Consider the following 19341-nt stretch of genomic DNA (forward strand, 5'->3'; position numbering starts at 1 on the left):
GGCGCGCAAACGCCAGGGGTCACGTATGCTCCCGTAAATTACGTGCCCCATCGCAAGATAACACAATATAAGAATGCACGTATATATCGTGTCGCCGCTTCGGCCGGAGGACCGAGATGGACAAGAATTTCCGCGAAACAGAGGAGAGGCAGGGCCTGGTGGCGGCAACACGCCGCTTTCCGATGCAGTCGCTGGAAATCAGAAGACGGGTACTTAGAGACGAGAATTTCAGGGGAATCTGTGCAGACCTCGCTGCCGCTGAAAGCGCCTTGGCTTCCGTGGACAGCTTCCCGGCCCATCTGCGTGACGAGCGTCGGGCCGAGTTTGAAGGCATGATCGAAAGCTTGGCGTTGGAGATCGCGCAAAGCTTGAAATAGCCGAAAGCTGTCAAACGGACCAGCCGAGATGAAGGTGAGGACCGCAAATGATCGGCAGGAACGGCATTTGCGCCGATGCAGGTCCATACTGGACGCTGCCGCTGCCCATCAACAAGCTTGAGCTTCACCCCGCTCTGCGTCAGGAAATCGAAGGGCGCAAGGATCGCCGTGCATTCGAGGCCTACCTGCTGATGATCTTCGACGAGACGTCGGCTCCGCCCTCGGGGATTTTGGAAATTGCTCTGAATCGGCGGGCAAAATGCGCTTGCGCCATATACGAAGCCAAACGCGTGAGCCGCCCGCTTTCACGCCGTTTTTCGAATGCAGCCACGAAACCATTGTGGATCAAGGCAAGAACCGCTCAGCATGCGGCGAACATTTTCTACCGGGCGATTGTCGACCAGCGACACGATATTCGATCGCCAGCCTTCGACACCGATAGCCCTGGTGGCGCTGCCGCTGCGAGACCACATGAAAGGGTGAATATGTCGCTTAAAACGATTCTCGTCTTCGTTGACTTTTCGCCATCAGGCGAAGCGCGCACGCGTTACGCAGTAAACTTGTGCCTTCGACACGGCGCTCATCTGATCGGGGTGTATGTCGCACCGGCTGGATGGCGAGGGGACCGGGCAGGATCTTATGTCCGGGGGCAAGATGCCATCCGACAACTGATCAATCAGCATAAGGCCGAGGAGGCGATTGCGTCTGATGCAGCACTGGAGTGTTTCAAGGCGGTAACCAGGCGCGAGGACATCAACTTCGACTTCCGAATTATTCGAGAGAGCGACGCGAACGAGCACGCAAAGCTGCATTCGTTGCACGCCGATCTCATCATCGTGGGCTTCCCGGGACCCGGAGGCCTGCCTGGCAACTGGTCACCGGAAGATATGCTCCTGGCGACAGGAGTGCCGTTGCTCATCGTCCCCGATACATGGAATCCAGATTCGATCGCGGAGCGCATACTTCTTGGCTGGAACGCCAGTCGCGAAGCACGCCGGGCGATAACGGATTCGCTTCCACTGTTGGCCACGGCACAATCGGTTTCTGTCGTCGTGGTGGATTCCGAGAATAACCCGCGTCACGGTGAAGAGCCTGGCGCTGATGTCGCGCTATATCTCAGCAGGCATGGCGCAAAGGTTACCGTGGAACACGCACGATCGGCAGGACATTCAACTGCCGAGGTGCTTCAGATGGCAGCGAAGCGAAATAACAGCGATTTGCTCGTCGTCGGCGCGTACAGCCATTCCCGTTCCAGACAGGCGATCTTTGGTGGGGTGACGCGCGCCCTGCTCGCAAATGTCACAATTCCCCTGCTCATTGCCCACTGAAATCGTCTTCGACCGGGCGATATCATCTTCGCTGTCTTGGCGAAGGGGCGCCTTGCTTCGAATGCGGTCAATGTGGCCACCGTGCAACCTTGCGCAGGAGCCAGGCGCGACCTCGCCTGGCTCCTGTCATGGCCGCAATACATTTATGCAAAGTCGACCGCCGCCTCCGGGCCTATCGTTCTCAGACGTCCGGCGGCGGCCTTTATGAAACGCATCAGATCTTTGCGAGCGACTGCTCGAGATCGGCGATAATATCGGAAACGTCCTCGATGCCGACAGACAGGCGCACGACGTCGGGGCCTGCTCCCGCGGCAACTTGTTGCTCCGGCGTCAACTGGCGATGGGTGGTCGAGGCCGGATGGATGACGAGCGAACGGGTGTCGCCGATATTGGCGAGGTGGGAGAACATCTCGAGTCCTTCGACGAAACGCTTTCCTGCCTCGTAACCGTCCTTGAGACCGAAGGTGAAGACGGCGCCGGCACCCTTCGGGGCATAGCGTTTTTGCAGCCCATTGTTCGGATCGTCCTCAAGCCCGGCATAGTTGACCCAAGACACCTTGTCGTGGCCCTTCAGCCACTTGGCGACGGCAAGCGCATTGTCGCAATGGCGCTGCATGCGCAGCGGCAGCGTCTCGACGCCGGTCAGGATCATGAAGGCGTTGAAAGGCGAAATCGCCGGTCCGAAATCGCGAAGACCCAGGACGCGAGCAGCAATCACAAAGGCGAAATTGCCGAACACCTGATGCAGCACGACACCGGCATATTCCGGACGCGGCTCAGACAGCATCGGATACTTGCCTGACTTCGACCAGTCGAAGGTACCGCCGTCGACAATAACGCCGCCCATCGAATTGCCGTGGCCGCCGATGAATTTGGTGAGCGAATGCACGACGATATCGGCACCGTGCTCCAGCGGACGCAGCAGGTAGGGTGTCGCCATCGTGTTGTCGACGATCAGCGGCAGACCATGCTTGCGTGCGACCTCGGCAATTGCGGCGATATCAACGAACGTGCCGCCCGGGTTGGCCAGGCTTTCGATGAAGATCGCCTTGGTGCGCGCGTCGATCTTGGCCTCAAAGCTCGAAGGATCGCCCGGATCCGCCCAGCGAACCTGCCAATCGAAGGACTTGAAGGCATGGCCGAACTGGTTGACCGAACCGCCGTAAAGCCGGTTGGCGGCGACGAAGTTGTCGCCCGGGCTCATGATCGTGTGGAAGACGAGAAGCTGGGCCGCATGCCCGGAAGCAACCGCAAGTGCAGCCGTGCCGCCTTCCAGTGCTGCGAGGCGCTCTTCCAGCACCGCCTGTGTCGGGTTCATGATGCGGGTGTAGATATTACCGAACTGCTGCAGGCCGAAGAGTGCTGCCGCATGGTCGGTATCGTTGAAGACGAAGCTGGTCGTCTGGTAGATCGGCGTCGCCCGGGCGCCCGTCGTCGGATCTGGTTGCGCTCCGGCGTGGATTGCGAGCGTGCTGAAACCAGGATTGTCTTTCGTCATTCATCCCTCCCTTGACCAGAGCGCCGCACCTCCCGTGGAGGCGCCAAGGGCACCCTATCGCTTTGATTCCAGGCATCTTGCGCGTCGAAGGTCAGCTTCGATTTCGGCCTCATGCGCTGGAGCGGCGGCACTATTCCAGAGCCGCCACGCATGGTCAAAGAAAGATTTTTTCAAAACTGACGGTTGAGCGGAACATCGCTCGCCCTGATACTGTCTCAACCGATCAGGCGTGGATATTCCATCGCCGGACAGCGATCCATGACGACCTTGATGCCGGCTGCCTCCGCCTTGGCGGCGGCCGCGTCATGCCTTACCGAAAGCTGACCCCAGATCACTTTCGGCAAGGCCTCGAGTGCCAGGATCTCGTCGACGAGCGCCGGCAGCGCAGCGGCCGCGCGAAAGACGTCGACCATGTCGATCGGCTCCTTGATGTCGGCGAGCCGGCCCACGACAGGCTGATCGAGGATCGTCTTGCCGACATGACCCGGATTGATGGGGATGACGCGGTAGCCCTTGCGCAGAAGGAAGGCCATGACCCGATGGCTTGGCCGCTCTGCGTTCGGCGATGCGCCGACGAGGGCGATCGTCTTTGTCGAACGCAGGATGTCCGCAAGATAATAATCCGGGTAGGCGTCGTGGTTCATGGTCTGATCCGAACTCATCTGTTAAACACGCGTATAATTTGCGCGGCGGCCGCGTGTGTCAATCGAACGCCCGATCTCGGCAGCGACCCTGCATGGGGCATCATCCGGCCAGTTTCCGGTTGCATTTCCCGTACAGTGGCGCGACAACGCTGGCAACGGCCGCCCCATCGTCCACCGAGGTTTCATCTTGCCCCTTGATGTCATTGCGCTCGTCCTTTTCGGGGCGCTGTTGCACGCGACCTGGAATGCCCTGGTCAAGGCGGGTTCGGAGAAATCGCTCGATGCGGCAATGATTGCGCTCGGCGCGGCCGCCGTTGCCATACCCTTCCTGCCGTTCCTGCCATTGCCGCAGCCGGAAGCCTGGCCGTTCATTCTGGTTTCGGCACTTTTCCAGTTCGCCTATTTCCAGTTGGTCGCGGCCTCCTACCGTGCCGGCGATATCGGCCTCGTCTATCCCCTGATGCGCGGCGTCGCTCCACTGATCGTCGCATCCACCAGCAGCGTCATCATCGGCGAACAGCTGACAACCGGTGCAATGGCGGGCGTGCTGACGATTAGCGTCGGCGTACTGACGCTCGCCTTCGAATCGCGAAAAGGCGGCAAACACGCGATCATCCTTGCGCTGCTCAACGCCTGTGTGATCGCATGCTATACCTTTGTCGACGGCATCGGCGCCCGCGTTTCGGGCAATGCCATCTCCTACACCCTGTGGATGGCGCTTCTTCCGCCGGTGTTGCTGTTTGCCTGGGCCTTTGCCCGGCGGGGCATCAAACCGGTCGCCCGCCACGTCTACAAGCACTGGTGGCGCGGTCTCATCGGTGGCGCCGGCTCGATTGGCGCCTATGGCCTGGCGCTCTGGGCGATGACGAAGGCGCCGGTCGCGAGTGTTGCAGCGTTGCGCGAAACCTCGATCCTGTTTGCCGTCGTCATCTCCGTGGTGTTTCTCAAGGAACGCGTCAGCGTCTGGCGCATTGCCGCCGCCGGCGTGATCGCCCTCGGCGCACTTCTCCTGAAACTGGCCTGACCCCTATTCCCTATCCCATTCCGGCATGCGCTTGCCGAGGAAGGCGCCGATGCCGTTTTCGGCGTCGCCCGCCATCATGTTTTCGACCATGACGCCGACCGCATAATCGTAAGCCTCGGGAAGGCTCATTTCCGCCTGGCGATAAAAGGCTTCCTTGCCGATCTTCAGCGCCTGCGGCGATTTCGAAGCGATCACGGCCGCATATTTGTCGACGACCTGGCGAAGATATTGCTGCGGCACGATGCGATTGACCAGGCCGAAATCCTTGGCGGTCGATGCATCGATGGTCTCGCCCGTCAAAAGCATTTCCATCGCCTGCTTGCGGTGTGCTGCACGCGACAGCGCCACCATCGGCGTCGAGCAGAACAGGCCGATATTGACGCCCGGCGTGCAGAACGTGGAGCTGTCGGTGCAGATCGCCAGATCGCAGCTGGCGACAAGCTGGCAGCCGGCCGCCGTCGCAAGACCGTCGATCTCGGCGATGACCGCCTGCGGCAGTCGCGTGATTTTCATCATCAGGTCCGCAGCAAGGCGGATCGTCGTTTCGAAGAACGCCCTGCCCCCATCGGCATCGGCCCGATGCGCCGTCATTTCCTTGAGGTCATGGCCCGCAGAAAACAGCTTGCCGGATGCCGCCAGCACCACAACCCTGATATCCCTCGAATGGGCAACGGCGTCGAGCGCAGTGTGCAATGCCTCCATCAGCTCGATCGACAGCACGTTGGCCGGCGGATTGTTGAGCGTCAGCCGGAGCACCGGCCCCGAAAGCTCGCGCACAAGCAATCCACTCGGCTCCTCCTTCCGAAATGAAACAACGTCCGCCATGCTTTTCTCCTGCTGTCTTGTCTATCCCAGTAAATGGGCATCCGTGGTACGCCGCCTCTTGCGACCTTTCAAGTCGGCGGTGGGCGCAGCGACTAAGACCTTTTTCCGCCTTGCGCAAAGCACATGTCGACTTCACTAAGTGCCAAAGCTCGCGCAAAGGAAAACCGGCCGATGAAAATCCAACCCATCATGACGGTCGAGGAACTGAACCGGTTTCTCGACACGGACTTCCCCCAGGTCCACACGGACGGCAAGGTGTTCCACGTCACAGCCACCGGCCCTGGATTTGCGACGATGCGGCTCGACCCAAACGAGCGTCATATCCGGCCGGGCGGCACCGTATCGGGCCCGACGCTTTTCGCGCTTGCAGATGTTTCGGCCTATATCGCACTGATCGCCCATATCGGCCCGGTGGCGCTCGCCGTCACCACCAATCTCAACATCAATTTCCTGCGCAAGCCGGAGCCGCAGCCGCTCGAATGCACCTGCCGCATCCTCAAGCTCGGCAAGCGATTGGCCGTTCTCGACGCCTCGGTTGCCATGGTCGGCAGCGACGATCTCGTGGCGCATGCGACGGCGACCTATTCGATTCCGCCGCGCTGAGTTGTGGTATCAACACACCACATAGATAACGTTTTGTTTTTGCATTGTTTTATTTCACGTCGATGAAATTCACGTTGTTGACGCCGGTTTAGCGCTTGCGTATAAGCACCCTCAGATCGCGGTCCCTCTCGGGCCGCTTTCTTCTTTTGGCTGAATTTCAGCCAAAACCAAGCAACAAGAAACGCCCAACGGTTCGCCGTTCGGGTCCAAAGAAAGAGTTTTGTTATGGCAACCTTCGTTCAGAAGCCTGCAGAGGTGGAGAAGAAGTGGATCATCATCGATGCCGAAGGCCTCGTTGTTGGTCGCCTCGCTTCCATCATCGCGAACCGCCTGCGCGGCAAGCACAAAGCCACCTTCACGCCGCATGTTGACGATGGCGACAACGTCATCGTGATCAACGCCGAGAAGGCTGTGCTCACGGGCAAGAAGTACACCGACAAGAAGTACTACTGGCACACCGGCTACCCCGGCGGCATCAAGGAGCGCACCGCGCGCCAGATCATCGAAGGCCGCTTCCCGGAGCGCGTCATCGAGAAGGCCGTCGAGCGCATGGTTCCCCGCGGCCCGCTCGGCCGTCGCCAGATGAAGAACCTGCGCGTTTACGCAGGCACGAACCATCCGCATGAAGCACAGCAGCCGGCCGTCCTCGACGTCGCCAAGCTGAACAGCAAGAACACAAGGAGCGCCTAATGGCCGACCTTTCCGCTCTCAAGGAAATCGCCACGACTGCGGAACCGGCAGCTCCGGTTCACGTCAAGAAGGTCGATGCACAGGGCCGCTCCTACGCGACCGGCAAGCGTAAGAACGCTGTCGCCCGCGTATGGGTCAAGCCCGGCTCGGGCAAGATCACCGTCAACGGCAAGCCGTACCTCGACTACTTCGCTCGTCCGGTTCTGCAGATGATCCTGCAGCAGCCGATCGTCGCAGCTGCCCGTGATGGCCAGTTCGACATCGACGCGACGGTCGCTGGTGGCGGTCTCTCCGGCCAGGCCGGTGCCGTTCGTCACGGCATTTCCAAGGCGCTCACCTACTTCGAACCGGGCCTGCGCTCGGTCCTGAAGAAGGGCGGCTTCCTGACCCGCGACAGCCGTGTCGTTGAACGTAAGAAGTACGGCAAGGCCAAGGCCCGTCGTTCGTTCCAGTTCTCCAAGCGTTAATCGCTGGCAGACACTGCATTTTGGAAGGCCGGGTTCGCCCGGCCTTTTTTTGTGTCAGATCGGCAGCTCAGTCGTCGATTTCAACTCGCGCAGCACGAAGCTCGAAACCACCGTGCGCACATGCGGATTGCGCATGAGATAACGCGTCATGAATGCATCATAGCTGTCGACGTCATTCGCCCGGATCTTCAGCATGTAGTCGAAGGTTCCCGACAGCGCATAGCACTCCATGATCTCCGGTCGGTCACGGACGACCGCCGAGAAGGCCGCGATCGCCTCGTCGTGATGATCCTCGAGCGTCACATGGGCGATGATGCACAGCTTCAGATCCAGCTTCGACGGATCGAGCAGCGCCACCCGCTTGCGGATCACGCCGTCGGCCTCCAATTCCTGCAGGCGGCGCCAGGCCGAGCTTTGCGACATGCCCGCCCTTTCCGCGAGCTCCGACAACGACTGACCGCTATCGGCCTGGATCAACCGCAGCAGCTTGCGCAATGGCTGGGAAGTTTCCTTCAAATCCGACGACATTCCGAAATTTCCTCCCGCAACAGAGCCTTCCACCGGCAACTGTGAAACAAATACTCGCTCCATTCGCGATACAATTGCAACAACTGGATGTTTTGACGAATGAGGAGACGTCATGCCCATGGAAAGCAGCTACACCGCGAAACTGCCCGAGCCGGATGGCAGCTATCACTACACGCCCGAGGAGGACGCGATCTGGGGTGAGCTTTACCAGCGACAGATGAAACTGCTCGCGGACAAGGCCTGCGACGAGTATCTGGAGGGTGCGCGCAAACTCGGCCTTGGCCCTGACCGCGTGCCGCAGTTGCAGGAGGTCAACCACCGCCTGCAGGAAACCACCGGCTTCGGTGTCGAAGGCGTGCCGGCACTGATCCCGCCGTCACGGTTCTACGAACTTCTGTCCCAGGGCAAGTTTCCGCTCGCAACCTTCATGCGCCGGCGTGAACATATCGACTATATCGAAGAGCCTGACATCTTCCACGAGGTCTTCGGCCACTGCCCGCTCCTAACCAACCAGAGCTACGCCAACTTCGTCCGCCGCTTCGGTGAAAAGGCCGTCGCGCTTGGCAAGGGCTATTCCTGGCATATGTTCCGGATCTTCTGGTTCACCGTCGAGTTCGGGCTGATCAATACGCCGCAAGGGCGGCGCTGCTACGGTGCCGGCATCGTGTCGTCGCCGAACGAGACCCGCACTGCGATGGAACCGTCGGCCAGCGAGTTTCGCCCCTTCGACCTGATGACGGTGCTGCGCACGCCCTATCGCATCGATATCGTCCAGCCGATCTACTACGTCATCGACAGCTTCGCGCAGCTCGAGGCCATCATCGAAGAAGACATCGGCGCGCGCATTACCGAGGCCAAGGCGCTCGGCGACTTCGCGCCGACCTTCGAAGCCAAGGCGTCCTGACAGCATTGGAATTCGCCGGCAGGGACTTGCCTTGCCGGCGACGATTGTCCAACGTTCAGCTATACACGGGAGACGGGACATGGCGAACAGGACGATCGATCACGCGCTGACGGCGCGCTCACTCACATCGGCGGCATCGGACCCGACGCATGCCGGTATCCTCTCCTTCATGCGGCGCAAATACTCCAAGCAGCTGAAGGACGTCGATGTCGTCGTCTGGGGCATCCCCTTTGATGCCGCAACTTCCAATCGCCCCGGCGCCCGCTTCGGACCGCAGGCGATCCGCCGCGCGTCGGCGATCTTCGACAACGATCCGCAATATCCGTTCGAGCGCGACCTCTTTGCCGAAATGGCAACGATCGACTACGGCGACTGCCTGCTCGACTACGGCAACCACTCGAAAACGCCGGCGACGATCGAGCGCGAAGCGGCAAAGATCCTGAAGAGCGGCGCCTATCTGCAGACGCTTGGCGGCGATCATTTCGTCACCTATCCGATCCTCAAGGCGCACGCCGCGATCCACGGCCCCCTCGCCCTCGTCCAGTTCGACGCGCATCAGGACACCTGGCCGGACGAACGCGGCCGCATCGACCATGGTTCCTTTGTCGGTCGTGCGGCGCGTGCTGGCCTGATCGACACCGACCGATCGATCCAGATCGGCGTACGCACCCATGCGCCGGAGGACTGCGGCATCCGCATTCTCTATGGCTACGATGTCGAGGAAATGAGCGTCACGGACATTGCCGACGCCATCATCCGGCAGGTCGGGGAGCGCAAGGCCTACCTGACCTTCGACATCGATTGCCTCGATCCGGCCTATGCACCCGGCACCGGCACTCCCGTTGCCGGCGGCCCTTCCAGCGCCAAGATACTTTCGGTCCTGCGCAAGCTTGGAGCCCTGACGGTCGTCGGCAGCGATGTCGTCGAAGTCGCGCCTGCCTATGACCACGCCGACGTCACCGCCATCGCCGGCGCGACTGTCGCCATGTACATGCTGGGGCTGCATGCCGAAAAGCTGGCGGAGCGTTCGACGCTCCGCTGATCACTTGCTCCGTCAATCGAGATTGAGCAGACTCGCGTCCTTGGCTGCAACCGCGAAAGCAGGAACAGCAGTGCGGCGATCGCAAGCGTCACGGCGACGAGAAAGGGCACGAACCGCCAGCACGTATCGAAATAGTGCAAGGCCTGAAGCAACGCCAGGAACGCCAGCGAGATAGGCAGCGGATGCCTGAGCACGCGCCCAGCCTTCTCGATCACGTTCTTCACCCTCTGCTCCCATATGACAGTTTTGTGGCAGAGCCTCTGATGCGGAATTGCCGGCAACAAGGCAACCTCTGGGTTGTAAATCGCAAGTCATGGTTTAGCGTGCCAAGCGCGCCGCGGTGTCGCCGAAACGTTGCTGGCGCGGGCTGCCCGGTTGCGGGCTGCGGCCGCTGCTTATATATGAACACGACCGCGCCACCGGGCGGGCACTGCACGCGCGAACGGAGCGTTGAGAAACTGAATCAAATCTGTGCCAGATTGATTCCGGAATGACTCGTAACCTTCTGGAAGAACGGGAAAATCATGAAACCGAAGATCTTCATCGATGGCGAACACGGCACCACCGGGCTGCAGATCCGCACCCGCATGGCCGGCCGAACCGATCTCGAACTCCTGTCGATACCGGAAGCCGAGCGACGCAACGCCGCGATGCGCGAAGACCTTCTGAACAATGCCGACATCGCAATCCTCTGCCTGCCGGACGACGCATCGCGCGAAGCTGTCTCCATGGTCGCCGGCAACAACCGGGTGCGCATCATCGACACCTCGACCGCGCACCGGATCGCTCCGGACTGGGCCTACGGTTTTGCGGAAATGGACAAGGCACAACCCGCCAAGATCCGCGATGCCCGCCATGTCGCCAATCCCGGCTGCTATCCGACGGGCGCGATCGGCGTCATCCGTCCACTGCGTCAGGCCGGCATCCTGCCCGATGGATACCCGGTCACGGTCAACGCCGTTTCCGGCTACACCGGTGGCGGCAAGCAGATGATCGCGCAGATGGAGGACGAGGCAAACCCGGATCACATCAGTGCGCCGCATTTCCTCTACGGGCTGACACTCAAGCACAAGCATGTGCCCGAAATGAAGATGCACGGCCTTCTCGACCGCGCGCCCGTGTTTGCGCCTTCGGTCGGCAAGTTCCCGCAGGGCATGATCGTCCAGGTACCGCTCTATCTCGACGATCTCGCCGCCGGCGCGACGGTCGAGAGCATTCATGCGGCGCTCGTCGAACATTATGCCGGCCAGTCGATCGTCGAAGTGGTCCCGCTTGCCGCCAGCGAAAAGCTCGGCCGCATTGATGCCACGGAACTCGCCGGTGAAGATACGATGAGACTGTTCGTGTTCGGCACGCCAGGCGGAACTCATGTGAACCTCGTCGCCCTGCTCGACAATCTTGGCAAGGGTGCCTCGGGCGCCGCCGTCCAGAACATGGATTTGATGCTGTCGGCCTGATCGATAGCAGCCGCCCGAAAGAAAAGACCCCGGCGAGATGCTCGCCGGGGTCTTTCTTGTTTATCCTCTTGCCGAATTTAGCTGCGCAACTCGATTGCGGTCGGCTTTGGATACTCGCCGACGAAGCCGCGCCAATGCGCGATTGCGAAGCCGAGTACCACCAGCGCGCCACCCTGATGCAGGACGCCCCAGCCGACCGGCACCTGCAGCAAGAGCGTGGTGATACCAATGACCGCCTGAATGCTGACGAGCGCAAACAGCAACACCGAGCGGCGCGCATGCGTGGATTCCGGCGCCGCCCTGACCGAGGCGATCACGTGCATCAGCGCCAGCGCGAAGAGCACGTAGGCACCGATCCGGTGGATGAACTGCACGGTCTTCGGGTTCTCGAAGACATTGATCCACCAGGGGTGCTGCAGGAAAAGATCGGACGGGATCCATGCGCCATCCATCAGCGGCCAGGTATTGTAGCTGAAACCCGCATCGAGCCCGGCAACCAGCGCGCCGAGATAAATCTGGAACAGGCTCATGATGGCGATGATGGCCGCCATCCTGCGCGAGCGATCCGTCGGCGCCGCATCGTCGGAATGCAGACAAAGGCCGCGCTGGATCCACATGCAGGCTGCAAAGATCAGGCAAGCGATGACGAGGTGGGTCGCCAGCCTGTATTGACTGACATCGGTCCGCTCCGCCAGACCGGAGGAAACCATCCACCAGCCGATAAAGCCCTGGAATCCCCCGAGCGCCAGAATGCCGAGAAGCGGCCAGCGAAGCCGGCGTTCGACCCGACCCGTCAGCCAGAACAAGGCGAGCGGCACCGCGAAGATCACGCCGATGGTGCGGGCCAGCAGCCGGTGGGCCCATTCCCACCAGAAGATCGTCTTGAACTCACCGACCGTCATGCCCTTGTTGATCTGCTGGTATTGCGGGATGCGCTGATAGAGCTGAAACTCTTCTTCCCATTCCTCGGCCGTGAGAGGTGGGATGACGCCGTGGATCGGCTTCCACTCGGTGATCGACAGGCCAGATTCCGTCAGGCGCGTCGCACCACCGACAAGCACCAGCGCGAAAAGCGTGAAGAGAACGACGACGAGCCAGCCGCGGATCTGCCGGCGGTTGCGATCGGTCCTGTCGATCTCGCTTCGGAGCATCTGTTCTGTCGCCAATTCGACGCCTGCCATGGCTTTCCCTCTGGTATCGCGGGGTTGGCGGCAGGGGGATCGAGCGGTTCATCGCCGCGCCTGCCGGAAAGCCGTTGATTTGCACCAGAGCGGCATGCAAAACAAGGCCGAACCCTTTGCGGCATGCCGTCGCGGCCGGATCCAGGGTCAGGACCTGGCGCCATTTGAAAGAAATGAAATGCCCGTACGTCTCAGAAAGCTGATCGGCACGATCCTGATCATCATCCTTGTCATCGTTTATGCGCTTGCCGCCGTTACCTTCGCATCGTTGCTGCTGGGCGCCGCGCCCTGGTGGGTGCATCTGATGTACTTCTTCCTTACCGGCCTGCTCTGGGTGCTGCCGGCCATGCTGATCATCAAGTGGATGGAAAAACCGGCGAAGGACCGCTGAGCCAGAGGGACGCTGATGAAGGTTGCGATCATTTCCGATATCCATGGCAACGACCTTGCGCTCGAGGCGGTGCTTGCCGATATCGACGCGCTGGGGATCACCGACATTGTCAATCTCGGCGACCATGTCAGCGGTCCGCTCAATGCTGCGCGCACCGCCGATATCCTGATGGCACGCAACATCCCGTCGATATCAGGCAATCATGACCGATACCTGCTGACGATCGATCCGGCCGACATGGGACTGTCCGACCGCGCGGCCCATGGGGAATTGCACCCCCGACATCTCGATTGGCTCGCGACACTACCGACCACCCTCGTCTATCGTGATGCGCTCTTTCTTTGCCACGGCACACCTGCAAGCGACGAAACCTACTGGCTCGAAGCGTTGACCGCCGACGGCGTGGTCCATCTGGCAGCGCGCAGCGCCATCGAGGCCTTCGCGACAGGCATCGAACAACCGGTCATTCTCTGCGGACACACGCACATTCCCCGAGCGATCCGCCTGGCGGACGGCCGGCTCGTGGTCAATCCCGGCAGCGTCGGTTGCCCTGGCTATGACGACGACCGCCCGGTCGCGCACAAGGTGGAAGTCGGTTCGCCGGATGCGCGCTACGCCATCATAGAAAGTGCCGGCAATGGCTGGAGCGTCACGTTCCGCACGATCCCCTACGACCATAAGGCGATGTCGAGGCTGGCTGCGGAGCGAAACCGCGTGCAGTGGGCAGAAGCTCTTGCAACAGGTTTTCTCAGCGCGTAGCTGTGCGAGCTTCACGCTTTGCTAACTGCATTCGCCGGTTGTTGCCCGGAGGCCGCCGTCGTATTTCACGAATTAAGCGGATTGTAGAGGAGTTGCCGTTCAATGGCGGCCGCAACCAGCATCCGGACCGCCCTGCCGATGATGAATACAGATCTGACCATCGGCCGATCGGGCCATCGAGACGCACAAGCTGCGTCCCGGTCCGATGCTGCCGCGAGCCGGTTCGAGATCTCCATCCATGACACGATGGCGCCGCTGGAGCAGGAATGGCGATCGCTGGAAGCGCTGCCTTTCAACTCGTTGCACAATGGCTACGACTGGTGCGCGGCATGGGCGCTGGCCCATGACAGCGAGCTGTTGATCGTCCGCGGCACCCTTGATGGCGAACTGCAGTTCATCCTGCCCCTCGAATTCGTGCCTGGCCGCCTGTTCAACACGGCCCGGTTTATCGGTGCGCCCCACAGCAATCTCAATACCGGACTGTTTGCAGCGGATGCGCTGCCCCTTCCCCATACCGATGTTTCTGACCTCCTGGCGCGCGAGCTCAATCACCGTCCGGGCCACAGGGTCGATCTCGTCACGCTCGAAAAGACCCCGCATCACTGGCACGGAACCGCAAGTCCGTTGACGGGTCTGCCCGGCATCAAGAACCAGAATGCCTCGTTTCAACTGCCCCTGTTCGCGAGCTTCGAACGCACGCTGGCGCAGGTCAATGCAAAGCGCCGGCGCAAGAAGATGCGGATCTCCGAGCGGAGGCTCGAGGCTCTCGGGGGCTACGACTACGTCATTGCGCAAAGCCCCGCGGAAGCGCAGGCATTGCTCGACGTCTTCTTGCGACAGAAGGCAATCCGTTTTGCAACTCTTGGTCTTCCCGACGTTTTCCATGAGGCGCCGACGCGGGCGTTCTTTCACGCGCTCGCCGGTCGCTGCGGCGAGACTGGAAATCCGCTGCTCGAACTCAATGCCATCCGTCTGAAAGGTGAACATGGCGGACGGGTCGTCGCTGTCGCCGGTCTTTCGCGAAAGGCCGACCATGTCATCTGCCAGTTCGGGTCTATCGACGAGGAGCTGGCAGGCGATGCCAGTCCCGGCGAGCTCTTGTTCTACAGGATGATCGAGAGGCTCTGTGGCGAAGGTGCGGCGCTGTTTGACTTCGGTGTCGGCGACCAGCCCTACAAGCGCTCGTGGTGCACGATCGAGACACCGCTGAGAGACATTGTCGTGCCGCTAACGGTGCGCGGCCGGTTCGCGGCTGCCTATCACCGGGCACTGGTGCGGGCGAAAGTGGTGATCAAGGCGAACAAGGCCGCCTACGCCTTCTTTCAGCGTGCACGCAGTCGCAAGAAAAACGCCGGTAGAAAGACCGGCGACAGAGACGTCGAATAAGTACCCTCGCGCAGGCAGCGCTTCGCGCGGCATGCTGACGGTATTGCCTCCGCTCATGCCGCGTGACGGTCGGGATAATCTGGGCCGGGTTCACCGCGGCCAGTCATCAGCACGATATCGCGGTAGCCGGCCTCACCGAAGCCGGTCAGGACCTCAACGATTCTTTCGTCGCTGACTGCCGGCGCCGACAGGATGATCTCCGTGCCGTCGCGACGGGCGATCTTGCCGACAGCTCCCTCGTCTGCCGGTCCGCATTCGACCAGCACCAGATCATAGGCATTGGTCAAGGCGTCAATGATCATCTGCAGCCGCTCGATGCCGCGCATCGCGAGCCTCGGATCGGCATCCCCCTGCGGAATGATATGCGCGTCGGAAAAACGATCGGCGTGAATGGTTTCGGTGAATGCCACCTCGCCTGCCAGCAGGTTGGTAATACCGGGCAGTTGCGCCGAGCGCGCCATCAGGCGGGTCGGGCAGGCAGAGCCCGTCAGGTCGATCAGCACGACCTTGCGACCCTCCTCGGCGATCAGGCGCGCCAGCATGACCGTCGCGGTCGATCCCTCGTCGCCACCGGGTGAAACCGAGATTGCGATCCGCACACCACTTTGGCGCAGGTGATCGGCAACCGCCTCGATCGAGAAATCCGGTTCGGGCGCCTCGCCGCTCGGGTCGTCGCGAACATCGTCCGCTTCGGCTGCTGCCAGCGGCGGCAGGTCGATGGCGTCGTTCAATGCGGGCGATATCTCGAGCTTTTCGTCGGGAACATCCACAGCCGCAACGGCGGCGATTGCCGACCGCGAACGGACCGGCGGCCGCTCGGCACCGACTGACACCGGCCTCAACGCGCGACCGCTGAACAACTCCCGAAGCATGATGATGATGCAGGTCAGAAGGAAGGTCGCAAGTGCCGCGACGATGGTAATCGGCATCACTTTGGGGAAGCTGGCGCCCGTCGGGACGACCGCGCTCGAAATGACACGGGCATCGGCGGGGGTTGCATTCTCGACCGTGCGCGACGTCGCTTCGCGGTAGCGCGCCAGATAGGTCTCGAGCAATTGCCGTTGGGCGGTCGCTTCGCGCTCGAGCGCGCGCAGGCCCACCTCTTCTTCGCCCGCCTGGGCCGATTTGGCCTTGAGCGCATTGAGTTGCTGTGTCAGCTGCTGCTCGCGCAATTCGCCGACCTTTGCCTCGTTTTCGAGGCTGCTGAGGATCTTGCGGGTTTCAGAGCGGATCTGCGCCCTGATGCCTTCGAGTTGCGATTTCAGGGCCTTCAGCCGCGGGTGGCCGTCAAGCAGCGTGGTCGAAAGGTCTGCCACCTGCCCTTGCAGATTTGCCTCCGTCTCCTTGAGGCGCTGAATCATCGGCGAACCGACGACGTCGGCGATGGTGTCTGCCTCGCGGCCGCTGGCCAGCGCCTCGCGCACGCCCTCGGCGCGTGCCTCCGCATTGGCCCGCTCGCCACGCACGCGTGCCAGCTCGCTCGATATATCGGTGAGTTGCCGCGTTGCGAAGTTCGTGGTCTCGCCAGTCGGCAGCAGATCGGATGACGAACGGTAGGCCGCCACCTTGGCTTCGGCATCCCTCACCTTCTCGCGCAGATTGGCGATCTCCGGCTCCAGCCAACGGCTCGCCTCGGAATTGGTGTCGAGCTTCGCGCCGCTTTGCAGCGAAAGGAAAACCTTTGCCATTTCGTTCGGGATCGCCGCCGCCAGCTGCCGATCCTTCGAGGTAAAGGCGATCGCGATCACGCGCGACTTCTCGACCTGATAGACCTGCAGCTTCGAAGTGAACTCCTTCAGCACGCGCTCCTCGGGCGGCATCTCCAACGGGTTCTTCTTCAGGCCCAGCATGACCATCAGATCGGAAACCGCCGAAGGATCCGCCGAAGGATCGAACTCCTTCAGTTCATATAGCTTCATGTTGCGCGCGACCTGCTTGATCAGGTCGGCCGAGCGCAGCACCTGAACCTGGCTCAGGATGCCGGATTCGTCGAAAACCCGGTCGGACCCGGTCGGCGCATTCTGGTTGGAGCTGCTGAATTCAGGTTCCCGCGATTCGATGAGAACGCGCGTCTCGCTCTGATAATCCGGCGCGATCATCTTCGCGGCACCGAAAGCAAGCGCTGCAACGCACGCAGTGGCGAGCAATACCTTGACGCGTCGATCCCACACGGCGCGGAACAGCCCGCCGAGATCGATATCCACATCCTGTTGTCCGCTGCCGTTTCCCGACATGCTTCTGGCTCCGAACCCTAAAATCTCGCTGGAGGGTAAATGAACATGGTAACGCAAGGGTTAATGTCAACTCAACCTCTGCGCGACTTCGCCCCTTCCTGCGCTGCAGGCACCCCGTTGAAAATTCCACCGCGAGTTTACCAGCTATTAACCCTAACGGATCGATAACGACGAAAGAGGTGGTCGTTTCCGGAGCCTAAGAGCAGCATGTCAACCGCAGGTATGAAGACGGGTCTCGCTATTACGGTGGCAGCACTGTCGATTTTGCTCGGCGGCTGCACAAGCTATCAGCCGGCACCCAAGGCCTTCAGTGAAGCAACGATCCAGCCTTACCGGCTGGACAGCGGTGACCGGCTGCGCATCAACGTGTTCGAGCAGGCCGGCCTGAGCGGCACCTATACGGTTGACCAGGCAGGCTACGTTGCCTTCCCGCTGATCGGCACCGTCGCCTCGCGCGGCCACACGCTGCCCGAACTCGAAGGCATGATCGCCGCAAAATTGAAACAGGGCTATCTGCGCGATCCGGACGTCACTATCGAAGTCGACCGCTATCGCTCAGTCTTCATCATGGGCGAAGTCGGCCAGGCAGGGCAATATGCCTATGTACCGGGAATGACAATTCAGAACGCGATCGCGGTTGCTGGCGGATTCTCACCGCGCGCCAATCAGGCCAGCGCCGACGTCACGCGCAAAATCAATGGCCGGATCATCACCGGTCGCGTGCCGATCACCGACGCCGTACTGGCTGGAGATACGATTTACATTCGCGAACGGCTGTTCTGATCTCGATGCAGCCGCAGCGTCCCTTGCGCATCATTCATTGCTTCAGGTCGCCGGTCGGCGGCATTTTCCGCCATGTGCGCGATCTGGCGGAAGCGCACGCGGCGGCTGGCCACCAGGTCGGCATTCTCTGCGACAGTACAACCGGCGGGTCCTATGAGGATTCGCTCTTTGACGAAATCCGGCCCTATCTGGCACTGGGTCTCGTGCGCATGCCGATCCATCGCTCGATCGGCCCAAGGGATTTTGCCGCGCTGTGGCGCGGTTACAAGGAAATCAGAAGTTTGCGACCGGATGTGTTGCATGGGCACGGCGCCAAAGGTGGCGCCATCGCCCGCCTCATCGGTTCAGCCTTGCGGGTCAACAGGTATTGCGTAGCCCGCCTCTATTCCCCCCACGGTGGCAGTCTCCACTACAGCCCGAAGTCGGTTGTCGGGCGGGTCGTCTTTCCCTTGGAGCGGTTTCAGGAGCGCCTGACCGACGCGCTCGTCTTCGTCTGCGATTTCGAACGCCAGACCTATTTTTCCAAGGTCGGCGAGCCGCGCGAGCGTTACGAGCTGATCTACAACGGCATCGACGATCGCGAGTTCGAGGCCGTGGAGGCGCGGCCGGATGCGGTCGACTTCCTCTATATCGGCATGATGCGGGACCTGAAGGGTCCCGATCTGTTTGTGGACGCCTTTGCCCGCGCCGAACGGCTCATCGGGCGGCCGCTTTCGGCGCTGATGGTCGGCGATGGCCCGCAGCAGCAGGAATACCGCGACTTCACGCTCGAGCAGGGCCTCGGACGACGGATCACCATGCGTCCGGCCATGAATGCCCGCGAGGCCTTTGCGCTGGCGCGAAACATCGTCATTCCGTCCCGAGCGGAATCCATGCCCTACATCGTTCTCGAAGCCCTGGCGGCGCAGAAGCCGGTGATCGCCAGTCGGGTCGGCGGCATACCCGAAATCCTCGGCAAGCATAACGCCGCCCTTGCCGACCCGGCAGACGCGCAGTCACTTGCCACGATCATGGCCTCGGCAATCGTCGAGAAGGACTGGTCCACCCGCGTCATGCCGGACCCGAAGACATTCAAGTCCCGATTTGCCGCCTCGGTCATGACGGCCGAGGTGCTGCGGCTCTATCGTGATTTGTGTCGAAACCACTCGGCTCCTGCGGGGCCGCAGGCTGCAACGTAAGCGTTTCTTAGTGGCTTTCTGCTATCCCGGCTGAGGACTTCA

General features: G+C 61.3%; 20 protein-coding genes. 14 read left to right on the forward strand and 6 right to left on the reverse strand.

From position 1 onward, the window contains the following. Positions 1 to 116: 116 nt before the first annotated feature. Together BC360_RS10400 and BC360_RS10405 are read left to right on the forward strand one after the other, a co-directional pair. A complete protein-coding gene (locus tag BC360_RS10400; protein ID WP_065795150.1) occupies positions 117 to 377 on the forward strand; it encodes a hypothetical protein in 261 nt (86 codons plus the stop codon). Between the two features lie 47 nt (positions 378 to 424). Further along, positions 425 to 1705: a universal stress protein gene (locus BC360_RS10405; protein WP_244512707.1), complete on the forward strand. Its 1281-nt coding sequence runs from the start codon at positions 425 to 427 to the stop codon at positions 1703 to 1705. Positions 1706 to 1919: 214 nt separating this feature from the next. Here the strand turns inward: BC360_RS10405 and BC360_RS10410 are convergent, their stop codons facing one another. Further along, positions 1920 to 3203, reverse strand: coding sequence for an O-acetylhomoserine aminocarboxypropyltransferase (locus BC360_RS10410; RefSeq protein WP_065787162.1), 1284 nt, complete (start codon positions 3201 to 3203; stop codon positions 1920 to 1922). A 215-nt stretch (positions 3204 to 3418) separates the two neighbouring features. Continuing rightward, entirely contained in the window at positions 3419 to 3847 is a 429-nt protein-coding gene (locus BC360_RS10415; protein WP_065795549.1) for a CoA-binding protein, read from the reverse strand. 187 nt (positions 3848 to 4034) lie between these two features. Here BC360_RS10415 and BC360_RS10420 point away from each other — a divergent pair, with 187 nt between their 5' ends. Beyond that, positions 4035 to 4871, forward strand: a complete 837-nt coding sequence (locus BC360_RS10420; RefSeq protein WP_065795550.1) for an EamA family transporter — start codon at positions 4035 to 4037, stop codon at positions 4869 to 4871. A gap of 3 nt (positions 4872 to 4874) precedes the next feature. Here BC360_RS10420 and BC360_RS10425 read toward each other — a convergent pair whose 3' ends face one another. Then, positions 4875 to 5696, reverse strand: coding sequence for an enoyl-CoA hydratase (locus tag BC360_RS10425; protein ID WP_065795151.1), 822 nt, complete (start codon positions 5694 to 5696; stop codon positions 4875 to 4877). A 171-nt stretch (positions 5697 to 5867) separates the two neighbouring features. Here BC360_RS10425 and BC360_RS10430 point away from each other — a divergent pair, with 171 nt between their 5' ends. The 3 genes from BC360_RS10430 (at position 5868) to rpsI (ending at position 7456) form a co-directional block, all read left to right on the forward strand. Then, positions 5868 to 6299 (forward strand): PaaI family thioesterase, encoded by a 432-nt coding sequence (locus BC360_RS10430; protein ID WP_065787165.1) that lies wholly within the window; start codon positions 5868 to 5870, stop codon positions 6297 to 6299. Positions 6300 to 6524: 225 nt separating this feature from the next. Further along, positions 6525 to 6989, forward strand: a complete 465-nt coding sequence (rplM, locus tag BC360_RS10435) for a 50S ribosomal protein L13 (protein ID WP_025426557.1) — start codon at positions 6525 to 6527, stop codon at positions 6987 to 6989. Next, positions 6989 to 7456, forward strand: a complete 468-nt coding sequence (rpsI, locus tag BC360_RS10440; RefSeq protein WP_065787166.1) for a 30S ribosomal protein S9 — start codon at positions 6989 to 6991, stop codon at positions 7454 to 7456. The genes rplM and rpsI overlap by 1 nt, the downstream gene beginning before the upstream one ends. A gap of 54 nt (positions 7457 to 7510) precedes the next feature. On the opposite strand, the gene BC360_RS10445 is transcribed toward rpsI, so the two are convergent. Beyond that, on the reverse strand, positions 7511 to 7984 hold the full coding sequence (locus BC360_RS10445) for an Lrp/AsnC family transcriptional regulator (RefSeq protein ID WP_065787167.1): 474 nt from the start codon (positions 7982 to 7984) through the stop codon (positions 7511 to 7513). A gap of 112 nt (positions 7985 to 8096) precedes the next feature. On the opposite strand from BC360_RS10445, the gene BC360_RS10450 reads away from it, so the two are divergent. From BC360_RS10450 to argC, 3 genes are all read left to right on the forward strand, one after another. Further along, positions 8097 to 8888, forward strand: a complete 792-nt coding sequence (locus BC360_RS10450) for a phenylalanine 4-monooxygenase (RefSeq protein WP_065795152.1) — start codon at positions 8097 to 8099, stop codon at positions 8886 to 8888. Between the two features lie 79 nt (positions 8889 to 8967). Further along, the gene (gene speB, locus BC360_RS10455) at positions 8968 to 9930 is read left to right on the forward strand and encodes an agmatinase (protein WP_065795153.1); all 963 of its coding nucleotides are present in this window, start codon (positions 8968 to 8970) and stop codon (positions 9928 to 9930) included. A 524-nt stretch (positions 9931 to 10454) separates the two neighbouring features. Then, positions 10455 to 11387 carry an N-acetyl-gamma-glutamyl-phosphate reductase gene (gene argC / locus BC360_RS10460; protein WP_065795154.1) on the forward strand — a complete coding sequence of 311 codons (933 nt, stop codon included), beginning with the start codon at positions 10455 to 10457 and terminating at the stop codon, positions 11385 to 11387. Between the two features lie 77 nt (positions 11388 to 11464). On the opposite strand, the gene BC360_RS10465 is transcribed toward argC, so the two are convergent. Continuing rightward, positions 11465 to 12568 carry a COX15/CtaA family protein gene (locus BC360_RS10465; RefSeq protein WP_065787171.1) on the reverse strand — a complete coding sequence of 368 codons (1104 nt, stop codon included), beginning with the start codon at positions 12566 to 12568 and terminating at the stop codon, positions 11465 to 11467. A 178-nt stretch (positions 12569 to 12746) separates the two neighbouring features. On the opposite strand from BC360_RS10465, the gene BC360_RS10470 reads away from it, so the two are divergent. The 3 genes from BC360_RS10470 to BC360_RS10480 all read left to right on the forward strand — a co-directional run bounded on the left by BC360_RS10470 (position 12747) and on the right by BC360_RS10480 (position 15104). Then, the gene (locus tag BC360_RS10470) at positions 12747 to 12959 is read left to right on the forward strand and encodes a DUF2842 domain-containing protein (protein ID WP_065787336.1); all 213 of its coding nucleotides are present in this window, start codon (positions 12747 to 12749) and stop codon (positions 12957 to 12959) included. A 15-nt stretch (positions 12960 to 12974) separates the two neighbouring features. Next, positions 12975 to 13718, forward strand: coding sequence for a metallophosphoesterase family protein (locus BC360_RS10475; protein ID WP_065795155.1), 744 nt, complete (start codon positions 12975 to 12977; stop codon positions 13716 to 13718). Between the two features lie 138 nt (positions 13719 to 13856). Next, positions 13857 to 15104, forward strand: a complete 1248-nt coding sequence (locus BC360_RS10480) for a GNAT family N-acetyltransferase (protein ID WP_065795551.1) — start codon at positions 13857 to 13859, stop codon at positions 15102 to 15104. A gap of 53 nt (positions 15105 to 15157) precedes the next feature. On the opposite strand, the gene BC360_RS10485 is transcribed toward BC360_RS10480, so the two are convergent. Continuing rightward, complete coding sequence (locus BC360_RS10485) at positions 15158 to 17338, reverse strand: GumC family protein (RefSeq protein ID WP_065795156.1); 2181 nt, start codon at positions 17336 to 17338, stop codon at positions 15158 to 15160. Positions 17339 to 17545: 207 nt separating this feature from the next. On the opposite strand from BC360_RS10485, the gene BC360_RS10490 reads away from it, so the two are divergent. Both BC360_RS10490 and BC360_RS10495 read left to right on the forward strand, forming a co-directional pair. Continuing rightward, on the forward strand, positions 17546 to 18121 hold the full coding sequence (locus BC360_RS10490; RefSeq protein ID WP_065787174.1) for a polysaccharide biosynthesis/export family protein: 576 nt from the start codon (positions 17546 to 17548) through the stop codon (positions 18119 to 18121). A gap of 5 nt (positions 18122 to 18126) precedes the next feature. Further along, positions 18127 to 19299 carry a glycosyltransferase family 4 protein gene (locus BC360_RS10495; protein ID WP_065795157.1) on the forward strand — a complete coding sequence of 391 codons (1173 nt, stop codon included), beginning with the start codon at positions 18127 to 18129 and terminating at the stop codon, positions 19297 to 19299. Positions 19300 to 19341: the final 42 nt, after the last annotated feature.

This window comes from Ensifer sp. LC163, from assembly GCF_001695855.1.
In the GTDB taxonomy this organism is placed as follows: Bacteria; Pseudomonadota; Alphaproteobacteria; order Rhizobiales; family Rhizobiaceae; genus Ensifer.

Bases quoted from the DNA above. Each gene is read 5' to 3' on its own strand.
- BC360_RS10470 (WP_065787336.1), top strand. From the start codon at position 12,747: ATGCCCGTACGTCTCAGAAAGCTGATCGGCACGATCCTGATCATCATC.
- BC360_RS10490 (WP_065787174.1), top strand. From the start codon at position 17,546: ATGTCAACCGCAGGTATGAAGACGGGTCTCGCTATTACGGTGGCAGCA.
- BC360_RS10480 (WP_065795551.1), top strand. From the start codon at position 13,857: ATGATGAATACAGATCTGACCATCGGCCGATCGGGCCATCGAGACGCA.
- argC (WP_065795154.1), top strand. From the start codon at position 10,455: ATGAAACCGAAGATCTTCATCGATGGCGAACACGGCACCACCGGGCTG.
- speB (WP_065795153.1), top strand. From the start codon at position 8,968: ATGGCGAACAGGACGATCGATCACGCGCTGACGGCGCGCTCACTCACA.
- BC360_RS10495 (WP_065795157.1), top strand. From the start codon at position 18,127: ATGCAGCCGCAGCGTCCCTTGCGCATCATTCATTGCTTCAGGTCGCCG.
- BC360_RS10425 (WP_065795151.1), bottom strand. From the start codon at position 5,696: ATGGCGGACGTTGTTTCATTTCGGAAGGAGGAGCCGAGTGGATTGCTT.
- BC360_RS10405 (WP_244512707.1), top strand. From the start codon at position 425: ATGATCGGCAGGAACGGCATTTGCGCCGATGCAGGTCCATACTGGACG.
- BC360_RS10415 (WP_065795549.1), bottom strand. From the start codon at position 3,847: ATGAACCACGACGCCTACCCGGATTATTATCTTGCGGACATCCTGCGT.
- BC360_RS10465 (WP_065787171.1), bottom strand. From the start codon at position 12,568: ATGGCAGGCGTCGAATTGGCGACAGAACAGATGCTCCGAAGCGAGATC.
- BC360_RS10485 (WP_065795156.1), bottom strand. From the start codon at position 17,338: ATGTCGGGAAACGGCAGCGGACAACAGGATGTGGATATCGATCTCGGC.
- BC360_RS10445 (WP_065787167.1), bottom strand. From the start codon at position 7,984: ATGTCGTCGGATTTGAAGGAAACTTCCCAGCCATTGCGCAAGCTGCTG.
- BC360_RS10400 (WP_065795150.1), top strand. From the start codon at position 117: ATGGACAAGAATTTCCGCGAAACAGAGGAGAGGCAGGGCCTGGTGGCG.
- rpsI (WP_065787166.1), top strand. From the start codon at position 6,989: ATGGCCGACCTTTCCGCTCTCAAGGAAATCGCCACGACTGCGGAACCG.
- BC360_RS10475 (WP_065795155.1), top strand. From the start codon at position 12,975: ATGAAGGTTGCGATCATTTCCGATATCCATGGCAACGACCTTGCGCTC.
- BC360_RS10450 (WP_065795152.1), top strand. From the start codon at position 8,097: ATGCCCATGGAAAGCAGCTACACCGCGAAACTGCCCGAGCCGGATGGC.
- BC360_RS10410 (WP_065787162.1), bottom strand. From the start codon at position 3,203: ATGACGAAAGACAATCCTGGTTTCAGCACGCTCGCAATCCACGCCGGA.
- BC360_RS10430 (WP_065787165.1), top strand. From the start codon at position 5,868: ATGAAAATCCAACCCATCATGACGGTCGAGGAACTGAACCGGTTTCTC.
- rplM (WP_025426557.1), top strand. From the start codon at position 6,525: ATGGCAACCTTCGTTCAGAAGCCTGCAGAGGTGGAGAAGAAGTGGATC.